Origin of the sequence: Pelagibacterium sediminicola, from assembly GCF_003390885.1 — a bacterium.
Taxonomy (GTDB): domain Bacteria; phylum Pseudomonadota; class Alphaproteobacteria; order Rhizobiales; family Devosiaceae; genus Pelagibacterium; species Pelagibacterium sediminicola.
In genome coordinates, this window is sequence record NZ_QMEL01000001.1 from 159305 (window position 1) to 180370 (window position 21066).

The following is a 21066-nucleotide window of genomic DNA, read 5'->3' on the forward strand; positions in this document are numbered from 1 at the left end:
CTTTCTTTTTCAATAGAACAGTTTGGAGCGGATTTCGTAGCGGTCGGCGCGCATGGTCGACTGAACGTATTCGAACGGACCGTTCGCATCGAACGTGGTGCGCCGCACGATGAAGGCGGGCGTGCCGGGCTCGACCTCGAGAAGCGCGGCGTCTTCCTCGGCCACCGCGCCGACGCGATAGAGTTCATCGGCCTCGGTGGGCACAATGCCGTAGCGGTCGCGCAGCGTGTTGTAGAGCGATGCCAACTCGCCTTCGAGCGGCAGGAAACCGGGGACGCGGAAGTCGGGAATATAGGCGGTCTGGACGCCGATGGGATTGCCGTCGCCGAGCCTGAGGCGGCGCAGCCGGACCACGGGATCGCCCATCCCCAGTTGCAGGGCTTCTGCGACCTCCTCGTCGGCGGGGATTTCACTGGCCCTGGTCGCGCGGGTCCCGATCACCTCGCCCAGATTGGCCATCTCGTCGGTAAAGCTCGTCAGCCCCCTCATCCCTGCGACGATGGTCGAGCGGCGCACGAACGTGCCGCGCCCATGCTCCCGGCGCAAAAGCCCCGCCTCTTCGAGACGGCGCAAGGCGTGGCGCACGGTGATGCGGCTCACCCCCAGCATTTCGGTAAGGCGCGTCTCGTTGGGGAGTTGGTCGCCGTTTTTCCATTCACCCTCGGTGATAAGGGCCCGTAAAGCCAGTTCGGCCTGATGCCAAAGCGGTTCGGGACGGTTCCGGTTGGGCTTCCGAATTCTCAAGCTGTCGCTCACGGTGTTCCCCAGATTGGATGTTGATGCGCGGCAAACGCCGCACCGCAAAGGGCCGCATGCGCGCCGAAGGCGCCGGGCGTAAGGGCGACCGAGCGCAGATGCGGCGGCAGATGGGCATGGAGCTTGCCCAGAAGGGCGGGACCGATGAGGTCGAGCGCGGCAGAAACGCTTCCCGCAATGACGATCCTTTCGGTTCCGGCCAGCGCAACGGCGCCGGCAAGGGCGGCGCCCAGAATTTCGCCGGCGGCCTCCAGCGCAGCAAGGGCGTCCGTGTTGCCGGCGCGGGCGGCCTCGACGAGCGCCGCGCCGCTGGCAAGCCCCAATCGCGCGGCAGCCCGGTCAAGGGCGCGGCCCGATGCCTGCCGTTCGAGCCATCCATGCTGCAGGTCGCCGGGTTCATCGTGCCGGGCGCAGGCCCAGCCGAACGAAACCGCCGCGCCACCTACGCCCCGGACGATGCGCCCATCGGCCATCAGCCCCGAGCCGATGCCGGTGCCGATGGCCAGAAGAATGGCGTTGCCGGTGCCGCGGGCCGCCCCGGCGGCGGCCTCGGCCAGAAGCGAGAATTGCGCGTCGTTGGCGGCGCTGACCCGCACGCCAGGAAAAAGGCTTTCCAGATCAACGCCATCAAGCCAGGAGAGATTTGGCGCCCACCGGCAGGTGGCGCCTTCGACCAGCCCGGGAATGGCTATGCCGAGTGCGGTGACGGCTGTCTCGTCGAGAAGCGCGCGGATGGCCGTGACGAACCGGTCGAGGCTGGCCGGGGCTGCCGCGTGCAGCCTGCGTTCGGGCACGGCATCGGGCCCGAGCGGGGCACGGGGGAAAACCGCCGCACGGATATTTGTGCCGCCCAGATCAACGGCGAGGGCGCCGGTCATCCCTTCACTCCCGTGCTGACCATACTGTCGACGAAGAATTTCTGCAAAAAGACGAACAGGACAAGGGGCGGCAGGACGGCAAGCGTTGCGCCGGCCATCACGAACCCGGCGTTCATCGCGCCCCGGTTGTAGCTGAGCAGGCGCCCGAGGCTAAGGACGATTGGGTAGTTGTCGGTGTTGCCCTGCAGCACCGTGAGGGGCCAGAGATAGGTATTCCAGTGGAAGGTGAACGCAAAAAGCGCCAGCGCCGCGATGGCCGGGACGATGGCCGGGGCAACGACGGTAAACAGCACCCGAAGCTCGGAGGCGCCATCGACGCGCGCGGCATCGATCAGATCATTGGGGACCCCGGCGATGAACTGGCGCATGAGAAAGATGCCGAAGGCATTGCCCAGTTGCGGCAGGATGACACCAAAAAGGGTTCCCGCCAGCCCCATTTCGCTCACGATCCGGTAGAGCGGGATCAGCGTCACGATGGGCGGCAGGAACATGGTGGCAATCATGATGGCAAAGAGCGTGTCGCGCCCCTTGAAGCTGTATTTGGCAAAGGCGTAGCCGGCCATCAGCGAGGTTATCAGAATGCCAAGGGTGGCCGAGGTGGCAATGATCGCTGAATTGAGCATCGAGCGCCCGGCATCGATCACGTCGGAGACTTCGCGATAGGCCTCGAAATTGGGGCTGCGCGGCAGCCATACGGGCGGCACCTGCATGCTTTCCTGCGGGGTCTTGAGGCTGGAAAGCACCATCCAGACCAGCGGGAAGGCGGCGATGACCGCCACGCCGATGATCACCAGCGCCAGAAGCGGCCTGCCGAAACCGAAGCGCCGGGCGGTCATTGCTCTTCTCCCTTGCGGTTGAAGGCAAAGATAGCGACCACGGCAACGATGAGCGCGAGCATGAGCGCCACCGCCATCGCCGACCCCATGCCGCCCTGGGCCCGCTCGATGCCGACGCGGCGGATATGGTAGGTGAGAACGTTGGTGGACCCGGCGGGCCCGCCCTGGGTGATCAGCACCACCGGCTCGAACACCTGGACCGCGTTGATGACCGCCACCACTGTCGAAAACAGGAGCGTCCGGCGAAGCAGGGGAAGCGTCACCCCGAAAAAGCTCTGGACCCGGTTGGCGCCATCGATGCGCGCCGCTTCATAAAGCGATGACGGGATCTGGGTGAGCCCGGCAACGGCGAGAACGGTGAAATAGCCGATCTGCTGCCAGATATTGAGCACGATCAGCGCATAAAGCGCGGTCTGGGGTGATGACAGCCAGGGCTGGGGGCCGATCCCGACCCAGCCGAGGATCTGGTTGATGGGTCCTTCGGAGGGCGAATAGAGTTTCGACCACACCAGCGCGACCGCGATCATGGGCACCATATAGGTGGCGAACAGGACCGTGCGCAGAAACTGCCCGCCCCGGACCTCACGCTGATGGACGACAAGGCCCAGCAACACCGAGAGCGGCAGCATCACCACCACCGAAATTCCGGTATAGACGGCGGTGTTGACAAAGGCGCGGCGGAAATCCCGGCCGACCGATATGGGCGCAAACAGATCCTCGAAATTGCGCAGGCCCACGAAGCGCGCGGCGGAAAAGCCGGTTTGCGAGGACCACTCGTGAAACGAGAGCCAGATGGTGAGCACCATCGGGACGAGAATGAAAAAGCCGATCAGGGCGGTGGCCGGCCCGAGCATGACGGCAATATTGGATCGGGATATGGTCCGCATGGTCTGGCCGCGAAAAGAGGTCGTTCGCCCGCCTGGGCGGGGAGGGGAAACCGGGCGCCCGAGCGCCCGGTCGAAGGGTTGCTGTTACCGGCTGGCGCGCTCGAGGATCACTTCGGCGTCGGCCTGGGCGGTCTCCTGCGCCTCCTCTGCGCTGATCTGGCCGTATTCGAGGCTTTCGATGATCTGCTGGAGAGCGTCGGTGAACTCCTGGCCCCCGAGCACAAGCGGGAAGGCCTGGGCGTTTTCGAGCACGGAAACATAACCGGCAAGGAAGTCGCGGTCGAGGGCGGCCGCGTTGGCTTCGACATCGGATGTGCGCGAGGGCAGGATGCCCATGGACATCAGGATATCGGCCATGGCCGAAGCGCCGTCCTCGCCGGTGCCTTCACCGTTGAGCCAGGTGAGGAAATCCCAGGCGGCGGCCTTTTCCTCGTCGGTCGCCGAGGCGTTGACCACCGTCAGCCACGAATAGGAGATCGAGCTCGGCGCCTCGCCCGACGGGCCGACCGGGATCGGGGCCGTGCCGATATTGGCGAAATCATCGCCCATGCCGCCGCGCAGCGCGCTTTCCCACCAGTTGGCCATGACGATCATGCCGGTCCGGCCCGAGACGAAATTATCGAGATAGGGGCCGGTGGTGTTGGCATCGGCGGTGCCCATTTCGGGCAGCGACCAGCCATTGGACGCAAGCTGGTCGTAAAGGCCGAAGACTCCACCGGCCTGGGGCGTATCGAGGGCGGGCGCCCCATCGGCGATCAGCGCGCCGCCATTGGACACAAGGAAGGACGCGAAGGGGTGGACGACGCCCGAGTTCCACGAATTGATCAGCCCGAAACCCTGCTGGCCCTTGCCGGGATCGGTCAGCGCTTCGGCGGCGGCGAGGAACTCGTCCCAGTTCGACGGCGGGTTCTCGATGCCGGCCTCGGCGAACAGGGCCTTGTTGTAGTTGAGGGCATAGACGTTGATCTCGTTGGGATAGCCGTAAACGGTGCCCTCGACCGTCGATGCGGCGGCGATGCCGGCCGGCCAGGCAGCCCGGACCTCATCGGTTGCGTTTTGCGGCGCGGGGTCGACCAGCCCGTCCCGGACCAGTTCGGGCAGCCAGAGGTCGTAAATGCCCGAAATGGTGGGGCCCGAGGACCCACTCTGCGAGCGGATGGTGGTCAGCAGGTCGCCGAACGGAACCGCGCGCACCGAGACCGAGACGTCAGGGTGCTCTTGCGCATACCGGTCGGCTGCCCCCTCGAGCAGCGCGACGGTTTCAGGCGACCAGTGGGTGAGATAGCTGATTTCGACCGCCTGGGCGTAAGTGGCTCCCGAAACGCCGATCAGCAGCGATAGCGGCAATGCGCGATGAAAAGACATGATGGTTTCCCTTTGAGCTGGAAAGGTCCTCCGACCTTGCGCAAAGAGGTTATAACAACATGTCGTCCTGTCAACTAGGAGTTTTGATTGTTTGAGCGGCGCCCGCTACGCGCGCCATTCACCCACCTTGCCGAAGCGGCGGGGCCTGGCCCTGGCGGCGGGGCCACTATCGTTTTCGGCCAGCCCCTCGATGATCGGGCAATCGGGCCGGTCGTCGCCGTGACAGCGTTCGGCGAGGTTTTCGAGCGTTAAGATCATGGCGGCAATCTCGGCCTGTTTTTGCTTGAGCGCAGCGACGTGATCGAGCGCCAGCGCCTTCACATCGGCGCTGGCGCGCCCGCGATCGCTCCACAAGGCAAGGAGCTCACCGATCTGCTCGACGGTAAAGCCGAGATCGCGCGCGCTGCGGATGAAGCGCAGGCGGTGAACGTCGGTATCGTCGTAATCGCGATAGCCGCTGTCGCGCCGCGCCGCCCTGGGGATGAGGCCGGTCTGCTCATAGTAGCGGATCATCTTGGAGCTGACCCCCGAGGCCCGCGATGCTTCACCGATATTCATGAGTCTTTTCCTTTCTCGACGCCTTGGCGTCTTTCATATGGGGCGCCCCACCTCTGCGCCCAAGCGGTTCAGGTGGCCGCCAGAACTTTCGGCCCTTCGGTTGGGGCATCGGCTTCTGCCGCGAGCACGGGCCTGAAGGCCCTGAGGCGCAAAGCGTTGGTGAGCACGAAGACGCTCGACAGCGCCATGGCGCCCGCCGCCAGCACCGGCGAAAGCAAGGTGCCCCAAACCGGATAGAGCACCCCGGCCGCGACCGGGATGAGGGCGGCGTTGTAGGCAAAGGCCCAGAACAGGTTCTGCTTGATGTTGCGGATCGTTGCTTTCGACAGCGCAATCGCATTCACCACGCCGCGCAGATCGCCCGACATCAGCACCACATCGGCCGATTCGATGGCAATGTCCGTTCCCGTGCCGATGGCGAGCCCGACATCGGCCTCCGCCAGCGCGGGGGCGTCGTTAATGCCATCGCCGACAAAGGCCAGTTTACGATCGCCCGCGCGCAGGTCATGGATCGCTTTCACCTTGCCGTCCGGCAGCACTTCGGGAACCACCTCGTCTATGCCGAGCTGGCGCGCCACGGCTTTGGCGGTGGCGCGGTTGTCCCCGGTGATCATGGCCACCCTGAGCCCCAGATCGTGCAGCGCGCGGATGGCCTCGGGCGTCGTCTCCTTGATCGGGTCGGCAACCGCGATCACCGCCGCCAGCCTGCCATCGATCGCGGCATAAAGCGGGGTCTTGCCCTCGCCACCGAGCCGGGCGGCCTCCTGCGTGAACGCTGCCACGTCATGTCCGAGCTTTTTCATATGGCGATCGGCGCCGACCGCGACGTGGCGGCCGGTGACGGTGGCGGCGACACCATAGCCCGGAACCGCCTCAAAGCCTTCCGGCTTATCGACCGGCAAGCCCCGTTCCCCGGCCGCCGCTACGATGGCCGCAGCGATCGGGTGTTCGGATCTGGCCTCGACGGCGGCCACCAGCGCCAGCACCTCGTCATGCCCGAAACCGGCGGATGGCGTGAGGTCGGTCAGTTCGGGGCGGCCCTTGGTCAGCGTGCCGGTCTTGTCGAGCGCGACGATGGCAACATCGCGCAGCGCCTGCAATGCCTCGCCCTTGCGGAACAGCACGCCAAGCTCGGCGGCGCGGCCCGTGCCGACCATGATCGAGGTCGGCGTCGCCAGCCCCATGGCGCAGGGGCAGGCAATGATCAGCACGGCCACCGCGTTGACCAGCGCGAAGGTGAGCGCAGGCGACGGGCCGAAGACCAGCCAGACAAGGAAGGTGATTGCTGCAACCGCCATCACGGCCGGCACGAACCATGCCGTCACCTTGTCGACCAGCGCCTGGATCGGCAGTTTCGACCCTTGCGCCTCCTCGACCATGCGGATGATCTGCGCCAGTACGGTGTCGGCACCGACCCTGGTCGCCCGGAACGAGAAGGCGCCGGTCCTGTTGATCGTGCCGCCCACGACTTCGGCGCCCGCCGCCTTGGCGACAGGAACCGGCTCGCCGGTGATCATGGATTCATCGACGTAAGAACTGCCCTCGACCACTTCGCCGTCGACGGGCACCTGCTCGCCGGGGCGGACCTGGACGATATCGCCGGAGCGCACATCGGAGAGTTTCACTTCGACCGTCTGGCCGTCGCGCTCGACGCGCGCGGTACGGGGCTGCAGCCCGACAAGCCGCTTGATCGCTTCGGAAGTGCGGCCCTTGGCCTTGGCTTCGAGATAGCGGCCAAGCAGGATCAGCGTGACGATGACCGCCGCCGCCTCGTAATAGACATTGGCCGTGCCGGCGGGCAGCAATTGCGGCGCAAAGGTCGCGACCACCGAATAGGCCCAGGCGGCAGACGTGCCGACAACCACCAGCGAATTCATGTCCGGGGTGCCGCGCAGCATGGCGGGCACGCCCTTTTCAAAGAAGCGGCGGCCCGGACCGAAAAGGACGATGGTGGTGAGCACGAACTGGATCAGCCAGCTCGTCTGCGTGCCGATGGTGTGCATCACCAGATCATGGATGGCAGGCACGAGGTGCGAGCCCATCTCGATGACGAAAACGGGCAGGGTCAGCACCGCTGCGATGAAGAGCGAACGGCGAAGGCCGTTCATTTCACGCTCGCGGGCCTCCTGCTCCCGGTCGGCTGCGGCGTTTTCGCCGCCGATCCGGTGCGGCTCGTAACCGGCGCGACGGATCGCCGCCTCGATATCCTCGATGGAGGCGAGCCCCGCGAAGTGACGCACGCTGACCCGTTCGGTCGCGAGATTGACCGTGGCGGCGTTGACGCCGGGAACCGCCATGACCGCCTTTTCGACATGGGCGACACAGGACGCGCAGGTCATCCCCGTTGCGCCCAGCTCGACTACGACTTCCGGCACATCGTAGCCCGCACTTTCGACTGCGCGGACAACCGCCGCCACATCGGGCTCGCCGTTAAAGGCGACATCAGCGCGCTCGGTTGCCAGATTGACGCTGACCCTTGCCACATCCGGCAGCCTGGCGATGGCCTTTTCCACATGGGAAACACAGGACGCGCAGGTCATCCCTTCGACCGGGATGCTGAGCGTGCCAGTTTCCTTGCGCAATGGAACGGCATTGATCATGGCAGTCTTCCTTCTCAAATCCATTGCACCCCAGATAGGGCTTCCAACAATGGGAAGGTCAAGACCGCCGGGCGAGATTCCGCTTCCGATATTTGCACTTGACCTTGCCATCGTGGCAAGGCTCAGCCTCGGCAGCGAACAGACCATCAAGGAGCGTTCGCGTGTTGCAATTTATCATTCCCGGGATGACGTGCGGCGGGTGCGCGCGTCGTGTGACCAACGCCATCCTGAGCGTCGATCCGGAGGCGCAGGTGATTGCCGATCCGCCGTCCCGTAACGTCAGGGTCACTACGAAAGCCCAGGAGCAGGCACTTCTCGCCGCGCTCGAACAAGCCGGCTATCCGGCAGATGCGGCAAGGAAAGATGCCCTTCCTTGAGCAATCAGCCCTGAAACGCCCTTTGGTGCGGAAAATCTTCCTTTGCAATATAGCTTTCCTCCGCCGGCGTCGATTGCCGGGCCAGAACCCGGTTGCGATGGGGATGGCGGCCGAAGGTGGCGATGATCCGGCGCACCTCACCGGCCTGTTCCACCAGCGACTGGTAGATCGGCTGAAGGGAAGCGGGGGCTTTTGCAGCGATCTGCTTGCGCAGCTTGATGAGCAGATCGATGCGCTCGAGGTGATCGGGACCTTCGCAATGGCCAAGAGGCTGGCTGTAGACGACCCTGAACCACGGCGCGTTCAGGGAGGCATAGTGGCCATTTGAAAATCCTTCCATCGCCAGCGACAGCGCGGCAGGGTCCTGCGCGAAGGCGCGCGGGGCGCCGCGCCAGAGCGAACGGGAAAACTGGTCGAGCACGATAATAAGCGCCAGCCTGCCTTCGGGGTCTGCGGCCCACCCGTCAAGATCGCCTGCCGCTGCGCTGGCCGTGATGTTGCCAAAGCGCGCGATGATCCCGTTATCCGCCCCGCCATGCAGCCGCCATGACCAATGATGGCGATGCGTTTCCGCTTCCACCCCCAGCGAGCGGCCTTCGGGAAACCAGAAGTCGAGGATGTCGTTCCAAGGGGCGGTCATGGCATTCATGCCGATCCTTTCCGGCAGTTGCGAGCAATGTGACGAGGTCGAGGCGGCAAAAACAAGAGACCCCGCGCACCGACGCGAGGTCTGTGAGGGGGGCCTTAGCTTTGCGCGCCCGCCGCCGCGGGCCGGGCGCCGGTTGTCTTCGGGGCCCTGGCACCGGTGGCCGCGGCCTTGGGCACGCGCAAGAGGCGCATGCCGTTGGCGATGACGATCAGCACCGAGAGCTGGTGGATCAGCATGCCGCCGGCCATGTGGACATTGCCGGAAAACACGCCCGCCAGCAGACCCGCCACCGTCACCAGCGCGATGACGAGGTTCTGGCGCATATTGCCCAGCGTCGCCCGCGAGATCGCCATCGCCTCGGGGATCTTGCCCAGTTCGTCCTTGAGCAGAGCGATGTCGGCGGTCTCGATGGCGACATCGCTGCCCGCCGCACCCATGGCGATCGAGGTGTCGGCGGCGGCCAGCGCCGGTGCGTCATTGATGCCGTCGCCGACCATGGCGACGTGGGCGCCATCGGCCTTCATCTGCCGGATGAGATCGAGCTTGTCTTCGGGCATCAGGCCGGCATGGACCTCGTCGATCCCGATCTCGCGGGCAATGGCTTCGGCTGCACCCCGCTGGTCGCCGGTCAGCATCACGACGCGGCTGATGCCGACGCCGCGCAGCCGGGCGATGGCTTCCTTTGCCCCCTCCCGAACCCTGTCGGACAGGCCCAGCAGCCCGATCAGCCGACCGTCGCGGGCGACCAGAACCGGGGTCTGGCCGTTGGCGAGCAGGTGCTCCAGGGCGGCTTCGCCTTCCGTCTCCAGCCTGATGCCGAGCGTATCCATCAGGCGCCGATTGCCGGCGGCGATCATGCGGCCGTCGATGCGGGCGCTGAGCCCCATGCCGGCGTGCTCCTGCAATGCCTCGGGCGTCGGCAGCGGTCCCTGCTGGCGCGCGGCCTCAACGATGGGGCGGCCAAGCGGGTGAGTCGAGCCGGCTTCGACGGTGCCGGTCAGGCGCAGGAGTTCGGCTTCGGAAACGTTGCCGAGCGCGATGATCGCGGCAAGTTGCGGCCTGCCTTCTGTCAACGTGCCGGTCTTGTCGAGCGCCAGCGTGTCGATGCGGCCGGCACTCTCCAGATGTTGTCCGCCCTTGATGAGAATGCCGCTCCGGGCGGCGCGGCCAATACCGGCAACGATGGAAACGGGCGTCGAGATGACCAGTGCCCCGGGGCAACCCACGACAAGCAGCGTCAGCGCCAGACGAATGTCCTGCGTCACCGCATATGTGCCGGCGGCAAGCAGGATGATCGAAGGCGTATACCACTGCGCGAAGCGTTCGATCATGCGCTGGCTCGGGGCTTTTTCCTCCTGCGCTTCCTCGACGCGCTGGATGATACGGGCAAGGGTCGTATCGGCGCCGACACCGGTGGCGCGGATGTGCAGCAGGCCGTTTTCGGCGATGGTCCCGGCATGGACACGGGCACCGGGCGCCTTTTCGGCCGGCATCGGCTCGCCGGTGATCGCGGCTTCGCTCACTGCGGCGGTGCCTTCGCTTACCTCGCCGTCGACAGGAATGCGTTGCCCCGCCCTCACCAGCACGGTCTCGCCGAGCCGGACCATATGTGCGGGCACTTCGACGGACTCGCCACCGCGCAGCACCGTCGCCGTGGCGGGGGCTGCATCGAGCAGGGCCTTGAGCGCGCCACGGGTCTGCCCCATGGTGCGGGCCTCCAGCCAGCCGCCGAACATGAACAGGAAAGTGACCGCCGCCGCCTCCCAGACCTCGCCGATAAACAGCGCGCCGACCGCCGCAACGGTCACGAGCAGTTCGATACTGAAATGTTTCACGCGCAGCGAACGCCAGGCGCGGATGGCGATGTCGGAGCCGGCAAGAAAGGTGGCCGCGACCATCAGCGCGGTCCACACCTCGACCAGCCCCAGGCCATACCGCGCCACAAGACCGGCCGCTATCAATCCGCCACTGCCGATAGTCAGCCAGAAGCGCCGCTGCGCCGGATGCGCGACGGCGCTTCTGATATTGGTGACGAGAGTGCTCATCTCATCCTCCTTTCATCTTCATCCATCTTCGGGAAACGGGCCCGCCGCGCGGGGGGTGCGGCGCGGCGGGAGCGGGGATGCACCGGTCAGAAGGCGGCGGGCTGCGCCTCATAGCCGGTTCCGCGCACCGCATCGACCAGCGCCTCGACGCTCGATTGCGCGGGATCGTGCTCGATCTCGATCTTGCCGGTGTTGAAGCGCACTTGCGCCTTTTCAACCCCCGGCAATGCATTCAACGCCTTTTCGATCTTGGGTACGCATGAAGGGCAGGACAGTTCGTCACTGCGAAGAATGGTCTTCTGGGTCATGATCGGTCTCCTTTCAGAACGGGCGGGGAATGGCCCGGCCCCGGCTCCCTATCTATGGTCCCTTATCCCGCAACGCGATTGGCGAACCGGACAAGCTGCCCTTGCATAATTGCACAGGATAACGACTTGGTAATAAGGAGAACAGGCGTCTATAGTGGAGGTATAGGCAGCTTGCCCCCGAAAACTTGAGGGATTTCTTGCGTGAACGCACAGGTCGGCAATTGGGATGACTTGCGCCTCTTCCTTGCGGTCGCAAGGTCGGGAACGCTTTCCGGCGCGGCGCGGGCACTCGGCGTCAACCATTCGACCGTATTCCGCCGCATCGGCGCCTTCGAGGATGGATTGGGCGTACGCCTGTTCGAACGTTTGCCGAATGGCTATCTGCTGACCCCTGCAGGAGAAGAAATGCAGGCGGGAGCGCTACGGGTCGAAGATGAAATTGCGGGGCTGAGCCGCATGGTGACGGGGCAGGATCTGCGCCTGAGCGGAACGGTGCGCGTCACCACCATCGACATGCTCGCCTTTGGCCTTCTGCCGCGCCATCTTGCGAGCTTCCGCAAGGCCTATCCCGGCATCGAGATCGAACTCGTCGTCGGCAATGCCACGCTCAGTCTTAGCCGGCGCGAGGCGGATGTGGCGCTGCGCGTCGGCAATGAGCCGCCGGAAAGCCTGGTGGGCCGCCGTGCCGGCAGGCTGGTCTTTGCCGTTTATGGCAGCGCCGATTATTACGACAGCCATATCGGGCCCGATCTTGCGCAGCACGACTGGATCGGTTTTGACGCCGAACACGCGGCACTGGTCCGGCGTTTTACCAGTTTCCTGCCCGGCGTTACGCCAGCCTTGCGCGCCAATTCCGTGGCGGCGGCCCTCGCTGCCGCCAAGGCGGGCCTGGGGCTTGCGCCGCTGCCGTGCGGCATTGCCGATCTCGAGCCCGATCTTGCGCGTGTCGCGCCGCTGCCCGACGATTTTACCCTCGATCTTTGGCTTTTGACTCACGAAGATCTGCGCAGGACGGCGCGTATCCGGGCACTCCTCGATTTCCTGGCCGATGCACTGCTGAAGGAAGCGCCGCTTCTTGAAGGAAGGCTTGGCGGCGATGGCGCCGAAATCATATCCGCACCATGATTGAGAACAACCGCGATGGCGGCAAGGAGAAGCCCTTGAAAACCCTCTTCGACCTCGATCGCTCGATTGTCCTGACGACGCTCACCGTCCTCGGGATGATACTGGCCATTCTCGCCCTGTGGCCCCTTGAGGGCGATACCGCCAGCCTTGTCTCGTTTGTGGGGCTTTCTCTCGTCTATCTGGCGGGCGGGCTGCCGGCAGGCTGGCGGGCGGGCGTTACCTTGTGGCAGGAACATATCCTCGATATCGACCTTTTGATGGTTGTTGCGGCCGTCGCGGCGGCGGCGGTCGGCGCCCCGTTCGAGGGGGCGGTGCTACTGACGCTCTTCAGCATCTCGACCACGCTGGAAGAACGCGCGCTTGGCCGCGCCCGCCGGGCCATTGAAGCCCTGATGGCGCTGCGCCCCGAGACGGCGTTGCGCAAGGGACCGGATGGGACGGTCGCGGAAATTCCGGCTGCCGACCTCGAAGTGGACGATATCGTCGTGTTGCGTCCCGGCGCGCGCGTACCCGCCGACGCGGCCATCGTCAGCGGCCGCGGCTCTCTCGATGAAGCAAATATCACCGGCGAATCCATGCCGGTCGCCAAGGAGCCCGGCGCGCAGATTTTTGAAGCCACCGTCAATATCGATGGCGTTCTTGAGGCGAAGGTGATCAAGACGATCGCCGAAAGCACAGTGGCGCGCATGATTGCGCTGGTCACCGAGGCACAGGCCGCCAAAGCGCCGTCCGAACGGTTCAGCGAATGGTTCGGGCAACGCTACACCATCGCGGTGATGGCGGGCGCCGCCCTTGCCTTTGCGGTCTTTTACCTGCTCGGACGCGACTGGGGAGACGCACTCTATCGCTCGGCAACCCTGCTGGTGGCGGCAAGCCCCTGTGCCATCGTCATCTCGGTGCCCGCCGCGATCCTGTCGGCGCTCTCGGCCGCAGCGCGCGGCGGCGTGCTGTTCAAGGGCGGCGCCGCGCTCGAAACCCTTGCCGATGTCGACACCTTCGCCTTCGACAAGACCGGCACGCTGACGACGGGCAAGGCATCGGTGACGCAGATGGTGGCGCTCGATGGCGACGAGGACGGTTTCCTCTCGTTGCTTGCCGGTCTCGAGGCCCATTCCGAACACCACAGCGCAGCGGCGATCCGAAAGGAGGCAGCCCTCCGCGGTGTCGTGCCCGCAGAAGTGAGCGATGTCGCCACGCGGCCAAGCGCGGGGATCGTGGGCAGCGATGGCAAAAGCGAGCTTTGGGCGGGCAATCCGCGCCTTGCCGCCCAGATGGGAGCGGCTATCGATCATCCGGCGCTGCTGGCCTTGGCCGCCGATACCCAGACGGTCATCTATGCCGGACGGGACTCCCGCGTGCTGGGCGCGCTCACCGTCGCCGATACGGCGCGCGCAACCTCTGAACCCGCCCTTGCCGCGCTGCGCGAGGGCGGGGTCGAAAAGATCGTCATGATGACGGGCGACCGCCTGCCGGTGGCGTTGCGGATCGGCGACGAGCTTGGGCTGAAGCCCGAGGAGATCACCGCAGACATGCTGCCCGAAGACAAGGTCGCGATGGTGAGCCAGCTTGCCGGGATGGGCCGGGTGGCATTCGTGGGCGACGGCGTCAACGATGCAGCCGCTCTCGCGCGCGCCGATGTGGGCATCGCCATGGGCGCTGCCGGTTCGGACGTCGCGCTCCAGGCCGCCGATGTCGCGCTGCTTTCCGAAGACATGGGCAGGCTGGCCGACGCGCACCGGCTGGCCCGCCGGACTGCGGCGATCATCCGCCAGAACCTGACCTTTGCCATCGGCGCCATGGCGGTTCTGATCATTGGCGGCCTGTTCTTCGAGTTGCCGTTGCCGCTCGCGGTCATCGGCCATGAAGGCGGCACGGTTCTGGTGGTGCTGAACGGGCTACGGCTCCTCAGGGACCCTATCCGCGGCACGGGAAGGACGCCGGCCTCACCGCCGGCGATGGGTCAACCGGTTCCACGCCATGCCTATCACAGAAAGATCGCGCGGCGGGCTGCGTGAATGGTCTGCCGGGTTTCAGCCGAAAACACCGATGTCATTGCTGAACGCGGTCGTGGGGTCCGGCGCGGTCCAACATACCCACGGCGTTTGCGATCCCATCAAGCCCTGTCCTGCTTTTGGATCGTTTCAGGTTTTGATGGAAACGGCCTGCCGGGGCGGTTGGGGGTGGATCGCGCTGGGATTGCGGGGAACGAGTCCCGGAATGACATTGGCGGCTTTGGCCGATGCCGCCCCATTCCCGCTTGTCACCCAGATCGATCCCGCCGCAATCAGAGGAACCTCGACAATTCCGTCAGAACCTGAAGCGATCTAATGTGCGCGAACCTTTGGCGCCTCGCGCCGCCGCCGGAACGGGGCGGCGATAAGGGTCCAGATCGTCCAGACCACGGAATAACCCAGCCCCAGCCCGATCGCTGCATAGGCGAGGCCCTCGGCGGTGACCGGTATGGCGGGCTCATAATCTTCGAGCGCCGCCGCGCCCACATCGGTATCGAAATAGCGCGTCAGGGCGGGGAGCTTTTCGAGCGGGGCGGCGGTATCGAACGCCCGGCGCTGGGCGACGAACTGTCCGTGCCGCGTAAAGACCGCTTCCATCGATTGCCCGCGATCGACCAGAAAGGCGTCGGGGCTGCCGCTATAGCGCTCCAGCCCTTCGGTGCGGCTGAGCCCGCTCGCCGCCGCATCCGCGTCGAACCGCGCGATGACCGCGGAAAGCTCGTCGATCGCCCCGCCCAGCCTTTGGGCGTATTGCTGAGAGAACTCGGGGACCTGCGAGACGCCCGCCGCCCCGATGACCGCCCCAGCAAGACATATCAGCCGTTTCATCCCAAAACCCTTCCACGGCCCTCTTCGCCAGGGGTCTATCATGGGATCGGGACCGGTTTTCGGCAAGCCTTCGGGGTTAGGCGCTCTTAAAGCCCGTATAGTTCTCGGCCAGCGATTGCCGGGCGATGCGCGAGACCCTCAGATAATCGAAATCGGCGCGCTGGATGCGGCGGCCGAAATCGCCGGTCTCGGGGAAGGTGTGCAAGAGCTGGGTCATCCACCACGAGAACCGCTCGGTGCGCCAGGTGTTTTCGAGCACTCTTGCCGAATAGGCGTCGATCCCGGCGTTCGATTTTTCCCCGTAACGTTCGGTCAGCGCCTCGGCGAGCACGGCAACGTCGTGGATCGCCATGTTGAGGCCCTTGGCCCCGGTGGGCGGCACGATATGGGCGGCGTCCCCGGCAAGGAACATCGACCCGAAGCGCAAGGGTTCGGCAACGAAACTGCGCAGGGGCGCGATGGATTTTTCGATCGGCGTGCCGGTCTTGAGCGTTTCGGCGGTCTCGGGGTTGAGGCGGGCGCGCAATTCTTCCCAGAACCGGTCATCGGACCAGTCCTCGACCACTTCGCCAGCCGGCACCTGCACATAATAGCGCGACCGGGTTTGCGAGCGCATCGAGCACAGCGCAAAACCGCGCGCGTGATGGGCGTAGATCAATTCTTCTGAAACGGGCGGCTGGTCGACGAGAACCCCGAGCCAGCCAAACGGATAGACGCGCTCGAACCCGGTGACCGCGCCCGCCGGGACCGATGCGCGCGTCACCCCGTGATAGCCGTCGCACCCGGCGATGAAATCGCACGTGATCTCGAAATCCCGCCCGTCCTTTTTATAGGTGACGCGCGGGGCGGCGCCGTCGAAATCATGGATGGCGACGTCCTGGGCCCCATAGATGGAAACGGCCCCCGATGCGGCACGCGCGTCCATCAGGTCGCGGGTCACCTCGGTCTGGCCATAGACCATCACCCGGCGGCCCACCAGTTCGTTGAAATCGACGCGCAGCGTGTCCCCGTCAAAAGACAACTCCACCCCGTCGTGAAAAAGCCCCTCTTCGTCCATGCGTGCGCCCGCGCCGATCGCGCGCAAAAGGTCCACCGAGCTTTGCTCGAGCACCCCGGCCCTGATGCGCCCGAGCACATAATCGGCGCTGCGCTGCTCGATGATGATCGCATCGATCCCGGCGCGTTCGAGCAGCCGCCCCAAGGTCAGCCCCGCAGGCCCCGCCCCGATGATCGCAACCTGCGTGCGCATGTGTCCATTCTCCCATGTATACAACCTGGCCGGCAGTTTTGCGCCTCCCCGCGCCCGCCGCCAATGGACAGCCGCAACAAAGTGTTGGATTATCCCAACATGACGGCGATCCCCACTTACGCGCTTTATGGCGAACGGCAGAGCAATGGCGAGCATTGGCTGCACTGGGAAACCATCACCTCGCGGTCCCGTCTCTACGGTTTCAGGATCGCCGCCCACCGCCACGATGCGCTTTACCAGCTCATTTATGTTTCGGACGGCCGGGCCTCGGTGGTGATCGACGGGGAAGCCGTCGAGGTCGCCCCGCCCGCCATCATGGTCCTGCCCCCGTTCTCGGTGCACGGTTTTGAATTTTCCTCCGACATCGAAGGAGTGGTGCTGACCTTTTTCGCCCGCGACGTGCAGGCCGCGCTTGCCGATATCGGCGAGGAAAGTCACGGGCTCAACCGCCCCGGTATCTTAAAACCCGTCGAAGGGGTGGTGGGGAAGGGACAGATCGATATCGCCATCAGGCGACTGATCGCCGAGGCCGACCATCGCGCGCCGGGCCAGGAGGCGGCGCTGCGCGCGCAACTGACGCTTTTGCTCGTTTCGCTCTATCGGCTCGACCTTGCCGCCACACGCAACACGCGCGAGGAGGGCGAGGTCCCGGCACGGCACGGCCGCGCCTTTCTCGCGCTGGTCGACACCCATTATCGCGACACCCGCAAGATCGGGTTCTACGCTTCGAGACTGGGCATCACCCCCACCCACCTCAACCGCGTCTGCCGCCAGATTTTCGGGGCATCAGCCCTTGGCGTCATCGAGCGGCGGATTGTACTCGAAGCGCGGCGCTATCTCCAGTTTTCGGTGCTTTCGGTCAAGGAGATCGGCATCCTGCTCGGCTATCCCGACCCGGCCTATTTTTCCCGGTTCTTCACACGGCGCGTCGGGCAAAGCCCAAAGGCGCTGCGCAATACGATCACCTCGAGATAAGGCGGGCGCAGATGCGGCGGAATCTCATCGATTTTAGCGGTGGCTGGATGTTCGAGGGCCAAAGCTCCGTGCGCCTCCCCCACAACGCGGTGGACCTGCCGCTCACCTATTTCGACGAGACGGCCTACCAGCGCGCCTTCACCTACGAAAAGCGCTTCACCGCCGACCCGGACTGGAGGGGGCAGGAAATCGCCGTCGTCTTCGAGGCGGCGATGGCCGATGCGCGGGTTGCCCTCAATGGCGAGGAGATCGCGCGGCACAGCGACGGCTATACGCCTTTCGAGGCGCGGCTGACCGGGCGCTTGCGGGACGGGGAAAACGTCCTCTCCGTCACCGTCGATGGCAGCGAGAACCCCCGGATTCCGCCCTTTGGCGGCCAGATCGATTATCTGACCTATGCGGGGCTTTACCGCGAGGCGTGGGTGCGCGTGACCGCGCCGGTCTTCCTGAGCAATTGCAAGGTCGAGACGCCCGATCCCCTGGCGGCGAAAAAATCGGTGCAGGTGCGGGTGGAGATCTCCAACCCGCAGGGTTTGACACTGTCGGGAACAGTGACGGCAAGGCTTCTCGATGGCGAGGGGCGGGAGGTGGCCATTGCTGAAGCATCGCTGTACCCCTCACCCAAAACCCTTCTTCGGCTCCGATCGCTCCACTGGAGCGATTGGTGGCTGCGCCATCGCCTCGAAGTCCCGCAAGGGGAGAGGGGGGCTCAGGAACCGGGGAGCCCCGGCTACCCTTCTCCCCTTGAGGGAGAAGGTGGGCTTTCGCGAAGCGAAAGGTCGGATGAGGGGTGCAGCGGAACCATTGAGCTGGCGCTGGACGAGCTTGAGGGCATTGCGCTGTGGGACATCGGCAATCCCGCGCTCTACACGCTCGAATTGGTGCTCGAAACCCCGCATGGGCGCGATAAGGCGGCGGTGCGGTTCGGGTTCCGCAGTGCCGAATTCCGGTCACAAGGGTTCTTTTTGAACGGGCGGCACCTCAAGCTTCGTGGGCTCAACCGCCATCAGTCCTTTCCTTATGTGGGCTATGCGCTGGGGCGGTCAGCGCAGGAACGCGACGCCGAGATCTTGAAGCGCGATCTCAAGCTCAACATCGTGCGCACCGCTCACTACCCGCAATCGCCATGGTTCCTGGACCGGTGCGACGAGCTTGGGTTGCTGGTCTTTGAGGAAATCCCCGGCTGGCAGCATATCGGCGGCAAGGAGTGGAAAGACGAGGCGGTCGAAAACGTCCGCCGCATGATCGCTCGCGACTGGAATCACCCGGCGATCGTTCTCTGGGGCGTGCGGATCAACGAAAGCCGCGACGACCATGAATTTTATACCCGCACCAACGCGCTGGCCCACGAGCTGGACAGTACGCGCCAGACCGGCGGGGTGCGGTTTTTGGCCGAAAGCGAACTTATCGAGGATGTCTATACCATCAACGATTTCGTGCTGGGCGAGGAAGAGCTGGGCGGCAACCGCCCCCGCACGCCCTTGCGCCCGCCCGCCGAGGTGACGGGGCTGGCCGCGCCCGTCCCCTATCTCGTTACCGAATATAACGGGCACATGTTCCCCACCAAGAGCTTTGATCCCGAGCAGCGGCAGGCCGAGCACGTGCTGCGCCATCTCGAAGTGCTCGACGCCGCCTATGGCGACCCGCAGATCGCGGGGGCCATCGGCTGGTGCGCCTTCGATTACAACACCCACAAGGATTTCGGCGCCGGCGACCGCATCTGCCATCATGGGGTGATGGACATGTTCCGCGAGCCAAAATTTGCCGCCTTCGCCTATGCCAGCCAGTGCGAACCCGAGGACGAAGTGATCGTAAAGCCCGTCACCCATTGGGCGCGTGGCGAGCGCAATGCGGGTGGCATCCTGCCGCTGATGGTGCTGACCAATTGCGAGGAGATCGAGATCGCCTTCGGGTCCGAGGCGCCGCGCCGGTTTTTGCCGGACCGCAAGCGCTTTCCGCATCTGCCGCACCCGCCGGTGATGCTTGAGCGTGATGATTTTTCCGCCGGAGAGTTCGGGGCGTGGGGCACGCCATGGGAGGGCGGCACCATCACCGGGCTGATCGGGGGCAGGCCGGTCAAGACCGTGCGCTTTGTGGCCGACCCGGTGCTCGACCGGCTGGAGGTGGCACCCGACCGCAGCCGGATCGGCGTTTTCGACGCGGTGCGCGTGGCGGTGCGGGCGCGCGATCAGGCGGGAAACATCCTGCCCTGGCTCTTCGAGCCTGTAACGATTGGGCTCGAAGGCCCGGCGGAGCTGATCGGGCCATCGCTGGTGAGCCTGAGGGGCGGAACCACCGCGTTCTGGCTGCGGGCGACGGGACCGGGAACGGCCATGGCGCGGGTTGAAAGCGGGCGCGGCGGTGTGGTGAGCGTCGAGATCGCTATAGAGGACGGCTCTTGAAGGTTCTTCCCCCCTCAACTCTCCCCGCTCTCCTTGAGGTCGAACAGCGCCCGATATTGTTGCGGCGCCGACCGCAGATATTGGTCGGGCGCGCTGACGTTTGCGCCCAGATGCGCGGCGGCGTGCCATGGCCAGCGCGGGTTGTAAAGGATCGTGCGGGCCAGTCCCACCATGTCGGCATCGCCCGTGGCGATGATCGCCTCGGCCTGCTCGAACCCGGTGATCAGCCCGACCGCGACCACGGGCATGCCGGTCGCCTGCCTGACGGCACGGGCCAGCGGCACCTGATAGCCGGGTCCGGCCGCGATCTGCTGGTGCGCGTCGAGCCCCCCGCTCGACATGTTGATCGCCGCGCAGCCGCGCGCCTCCAGCGCCCGGGCCAGTTCAATGGTCTGCCCGATATCCCAGCCGCCCTCCACCCAATCGGTGCCCGAAAGCCGCATGGTCACCGGACGATCGGCTGGAAATGCGTTCCTTACGGCATCAAACACTTCAAGCGGAAAGCGCATCCGGTTTTCCAGGCTGCCGCCATATTCGTCGTCGCGGCGGTTGGAGAGCGGGGAGAGGAATTGATGGAGGAGATAGCCATGGGCGCCATGAATCTGGATGGCGTCGATCCCAAGCCGAGCCGCTCGCGCCGCCGCGGCTGCAAAAGCGTCGCGCACCCGGAGGAGCCCCTCCCGATCCAGACTCTGCGGAGTGTTTTCATGGGGTTTGAACGGAAGTGCGGAGGGCGCGACCGTCTGCCAGCCATCGGGATGATCGGGCGAAAGCTGCGCGCCGCCCTTCCAGGGTACCTCGGTCGAGGCCTTGCGCCCGGCATGGGCCAACTGGATCGCGATCGGCATATCGGACCAGCGGCGCACGCTTTCCAGCACGCGGCCCATCGCGTCCTCGGTCGCCTCGTCCCACAGGCCCACATCGCCATAGGAGATCCGCCCTTCCGGCAAAACGGCGGTCGCTTCGATGGTCAGCAGCGCGGCTCCCGAAAGCGCCAGATGCCCAAGATGGATGACGTGCCAGTCGCTCATGCGGCCATCGACCGCCGAATACTGGCACATCGGCGCGATGGTGATGCGATTGCGCAGTTGCAACCGGCCAACGGTCAATGGCGCGAACAATTTGGGATCGGGCATGGGGGCTCCACATTCTTCTTGAAGAGGCGATGGGAATCGATTCATCGCGTCAATCGAGTTCGATCTCAGTGTAGGTCCGG

Annotated in this window: 18 protein-coding genes; 5 read left to right on the forward strand and 13 right to left on the reverse strand. The window is 65.2% G+C overall.

The genetic code is table 11. From position 1 onward, the window contains the following. Window positions 1–9 precede the first annotated feature (9 nt). From DQG18_RS00740 to DQG18_RS00770, 7 genes are all read right to left on the reverse strand, one after another. Window positions 10–756 (reverse strand): GntR family transcriptional regulator, encoded by a 747-nt coding sequence (locus tag DQG18_RS00740; RefSeq protein ID WP_116652316.1) that lies wholly within the window; start codon window positions 754–756, stop codon window positions 10–12. Then, window positions 753–1634 (reverse strand): ROK family protein, encoded by an 882-nt coding sequence (locus DQG18_RS00745; RefSeq protein ID WP_116652317.1) that lies wholly within the window; start codon window positions 1632–1634, stop codon window positions 753–755. Before DQG18_RS00745 ends, DQG18_RS00740 begins: the two co-directional genes overlap by 4 nt. Then, window positions 1631–2470 (reverse strand): carbohydrate ABC transporter permease, encoded by an 840-nt coding sequence (locus tag DQG18_RS00750; protein ID WP_116652318.1) that lies wholly within the window; start codon window positions 2468–2470, stop codon window positions 1631–1633. The genes DQG18_RS00745 and DQG18_RS00750 overlap by 4 nt, the downstream gene beginning before the upstream one ends. Beyond that, complete coding sequence (locus DQG18_RS00755; protein ID WP_116652319.1) at window positions 2467–3357, reverse strand: carbohydrate ABC transporter permease; 891 nt, start codon at window positions 3355–3357, stop codon at window positions 2467–2469. Before DQG18_RS00755 ends, DQG18_RS00750 begins: the two co-directional genes overlap by 4 nt. Window positions 3358–3441: 84 nt before the next feature. Next, window positions 3442–4722, reverse strand: a complete 1281-nt coding sequence (locus DQG18_RS00760) for an extracellular solute-binding protein (protein WP_116652320.1) — start codon at window positions 4720–4722, stop codon at window positions 3442–3444. Between the two features lie 105 nt (window positions 4723–4827). Next, window positions 4828–5280 carry a Cu(I)-responsive transcriptional regulator gene (gene cueR, locus DQG18_RS00765; RefSeq protein WP_116652321.1) on the reverse strand — a complete coding sequence of 151 codons (453 nt, stop codon included), beginning with the start codon at window positions 5278–5280 and terminating at the stop codon, window positions 4828–4830. A gap of 68 nt (window positions 5281–5348) precedes the next feature. After that, window positions 5349–7880: a heavy metal translocating P-type ATPase gene (locus tag DQG18_RS00770; RefSeq protein WP_116652322.1), complete on the reverse strand. Its 2532-nt coding sequence runs from the start codon at window positions 7878–7880 to the stop codon at window positions 5349–5351. 161 nt (window positions 7881–8041) lie between these two features. Between DQG18_RS00770 and DQG18_RS00775 the strand changes: the two genes are divergently transcribed. Continuing rightward, window positions 8042–8257, forward strand: coding sequence for a heavy-metal-associated domain-containing protein (locus DQG18_RS00775; protein ID WP_425454199.1), 216 nt, complete (start codon window positions 8042–8044; stop codon window positions 8255–8257). Window positions 8258–8261: 4 nt separating this feature from the next. Here the strand turns inward: DQG18_RS00775 and DQG18_RS00780 are convergent, their stop codons facing one another. From DQG18_RS00780 to DQG18_RS00790, 3 genes are all read right to left on the reverse strand, one after another. Further along, a complete protein-coding gene (locus DQG18_RS00780; RefSeq protein ID WP_116652324.1) occupies window positions 8262–8906 on the reverse strand; it encodes a DUF924 family protein in 645 nt (214 codons plus the stop codon). A 95-nt stretch (window positions 8907–9001) separates the two neighbouring features. Beyond that, the gene (locus DQG18_RS00785) at window positions 9002–10951 is read right to left on the reverse strand and encodes a heavy metal translocating P-type ATPase (RefSeq protein ID WP_116652325.1); all 1950 of its coding nucleotides are present in this window, start codon (window positions 10949–10951) and stop codon (window positions 9002–9004) included. Window positions 10952–11037: 86 nt separating this feature from the next. Beyond that, entirely contained in the window at window positions 11038–11259 is a 222-nt protein-coding gene (locus tag DQG18_RS00790; RefSeq protein ID WP_116652326.1) for a heavy-metal-associated domain-containing protein, read from the reverse strand. Window positions 11260–11460: 201 nt separating this feature from the next. Between DQG18_RS00790 and DQG18_RS00795 the strand changes: the two genes are divergently transcribed. Continuing rightward, on the forward strand, window positions 11461–12384 hold the full coding sequence (locus tag DQG18_RS00795; protein ID WP_116652327.1) for a LysR family transcriptional regulator: 924 nt from the start codon (window positions 11461–11463) through the stop codon (window positions 12382–12384). 95 nt (window positions 12385–12479) lie between these two features. Next, window positions 12480–14399, forward strand: coding sequence for a heavy metal translocating P-type ATPase (locus DQG18_RS00800; RefSeq protein ID WP_245958347.1), 1920 nt, complete (start codon window positions 12480–12482; stop codon window positions 14397–14399). Window positions 14400–14708: 309 nt separating this feature from the next. Here the strand turns inward: DQG18_RS00800 and DQG18_RS00805 are convergent, their stop codons facing one another. Both DQG18_RS00805 and pobA read right to left on the reverse strand, forming a co-directional pair. Continuing rightward, window positions 14709–15224, reverse strand: a complete 516-nt coding sequence (locus tag DQG18_RS00805) for a DUF2937 family protein (protein ID WP_157969951.1) — start codon at window positions 15222–15224, stop codon at window positions 14709–14711. Window positions 15225–15300: 76 nt separating this feature from the next. Continuing rightward, a complete protein-coding gene (gene pobA / locus DQG18_RS00810; RefSeq protein ID WP_116652330.1) occupies window positions 15301–16473 on the reverse strand; it encodes a 4-hydroxybenzoate 3-monooxygenase in 1173 nt (390 codons plus the stop codon). 99 nt (window positions 16474–16572) lie between these two features. Between pobA and DQG18_RS00815 the strand changes: the two genes are divergently transcribed. Further along, window positions 16573–17448: a helix-turn-helix domain-containing protein gene (locus tag DQG18_RS00815; protein WP_116652766.1), complete on the forward strand. Its 876-nt coding sequence runs from the start codon at window positions 16573–16575 to the stop codon at window positions 17446–17448. A gap of 11 nt (window positions 17449–17459) precedes the next feature. Continuing rightward, window positions 17460–19850, forward strand: a complete 2391-nt coding sequence (locus DQG18_RS00820) for a glycoside hydrolase family 2 protein (protein WP_245958327.1) — start codon at window positions 17460–17462, stop codon at window positions 19848–19850. A 14-nt stretch (window positions 19851–19864) separates the two neighbouring features. Here DQG18_RS00820 and DQG18_RS00825 read toward each other — a convergent pair whose 3' ends face one another. Beyond that, window positions 19865–20986, reverse strand: a complete 1122-nt coding sequence (locus DQG18_RS00825) for an NADH:flavin oxidoreductase/NADH oxidase (RefSeq protein ID WP_116652331.1) — start codon at window positions 20984–20986, stop codon at window positions 19865–19867. Between the last annotated feature and the right edge of the window lie 80 nt (window positions 20987–21066).

Coding starts and splice junctions, on each gene's coding strand:
- DQG18_RS00805 (WP_157969951.1), bottom strand. CDS start 15,224: ATGAAACGGCTGATATGTCTTGCTGGGGCGGTCATCGGGGCGGCGGGC.
- DQG18_RS00750 (WP_116652318.1), bottom strand. CDS start 2,470: ATGACCGCCCGGCGCTTCGGTTTCGGCAGGCCGCTTCTGGCGCTGGTG.
- pobA (WP_116652330.1), bottom strand. CDS start 16,473: ATGCGCACGCAGGTTGCGATCATCGGGGCGGGGCCTGCGGGGCTGACC.
- DQG18_RS00785 (WP_116652325.1), bottom strand. CDS start 10,951: ATGAGCACTCTCGTCACCAATATCAGAAGCGCCGTCGCGCATCCGGCG.
- cueR (WP_116652321.1), bottom strand. CDS start 5,280: ATGAATATCGGTGAAGCATCGCGGGCCTCGGGGGTCAGCTCCAAGATG.
- DQG18_RS00790 (WP_116652326.1), bottom strand. CDS start 11,259: ATGACCCAGAAGACCATTCTTCGCAGTGACGAACTGTCCTGCCCTTCA.
- DQG18_RS00760 (WP_116652320.1), bottom strand. CDS start 4,722: ATGTCTTTTCATCGCGCATTGCCGCTATCGCTGCTGATCGGCGTTTCG.
- DQG18_RS00825 (WP_116652331.1), bottom strand. CDS start 20,986: ATGCCCGATCCCAAATTGTTCGCGCCATTGACCGTTGGCCGGTTGCAA.
- DQG18_RS00820 (WP_245958327.1), top strand. CDS start 17,460: ATGCGGCGGAATCTCATCGATTTTAGCGGTGGCTGGATGTTCGAGGGC.
- DQG18_RS00745 (WP_116652317.1), bottom strand. CDS start 1,634: ATGACCGGCGCCCTCGCCGTTGATCTGGGCGGCACAAATATCCGTGCG.
- DQG18_RS00770 (WP_116652322.1), bottom strand. CDS start 7,880: ATGATCAATGCCGTTCCATTGCGCAAGGAAACTGGCACGCTCAGCATC.
- DQG18_RS00755 (WP_116652319.1), bottom strand. CDS start 3,357: ATGCGGACCATATCCCGATCCAATATTGCCGTCATGCTCGGGCCGGCC.
- DQG18_RS00815 (WP_116652766.1), top strand. CDS start 16,573: ATGACGGCGATCCCCACTTACGCGCTTTATGGCGAACGGCAGAGCAAT.
- DQG18_RS00780 (WP_116652324.1), bottom strand. CDS start 8,906: ATGAATGCCATGACCGCCCCTTGGAACGACATCCTCGACTTCTGGTTT.
- DQG18_RS00800 (WP_245958347.1), top strand. CDS start 12,480: ATGATACTGGCCATTCTCGCCCTGTGGCCCCTTGAGGGCGATACCGCC.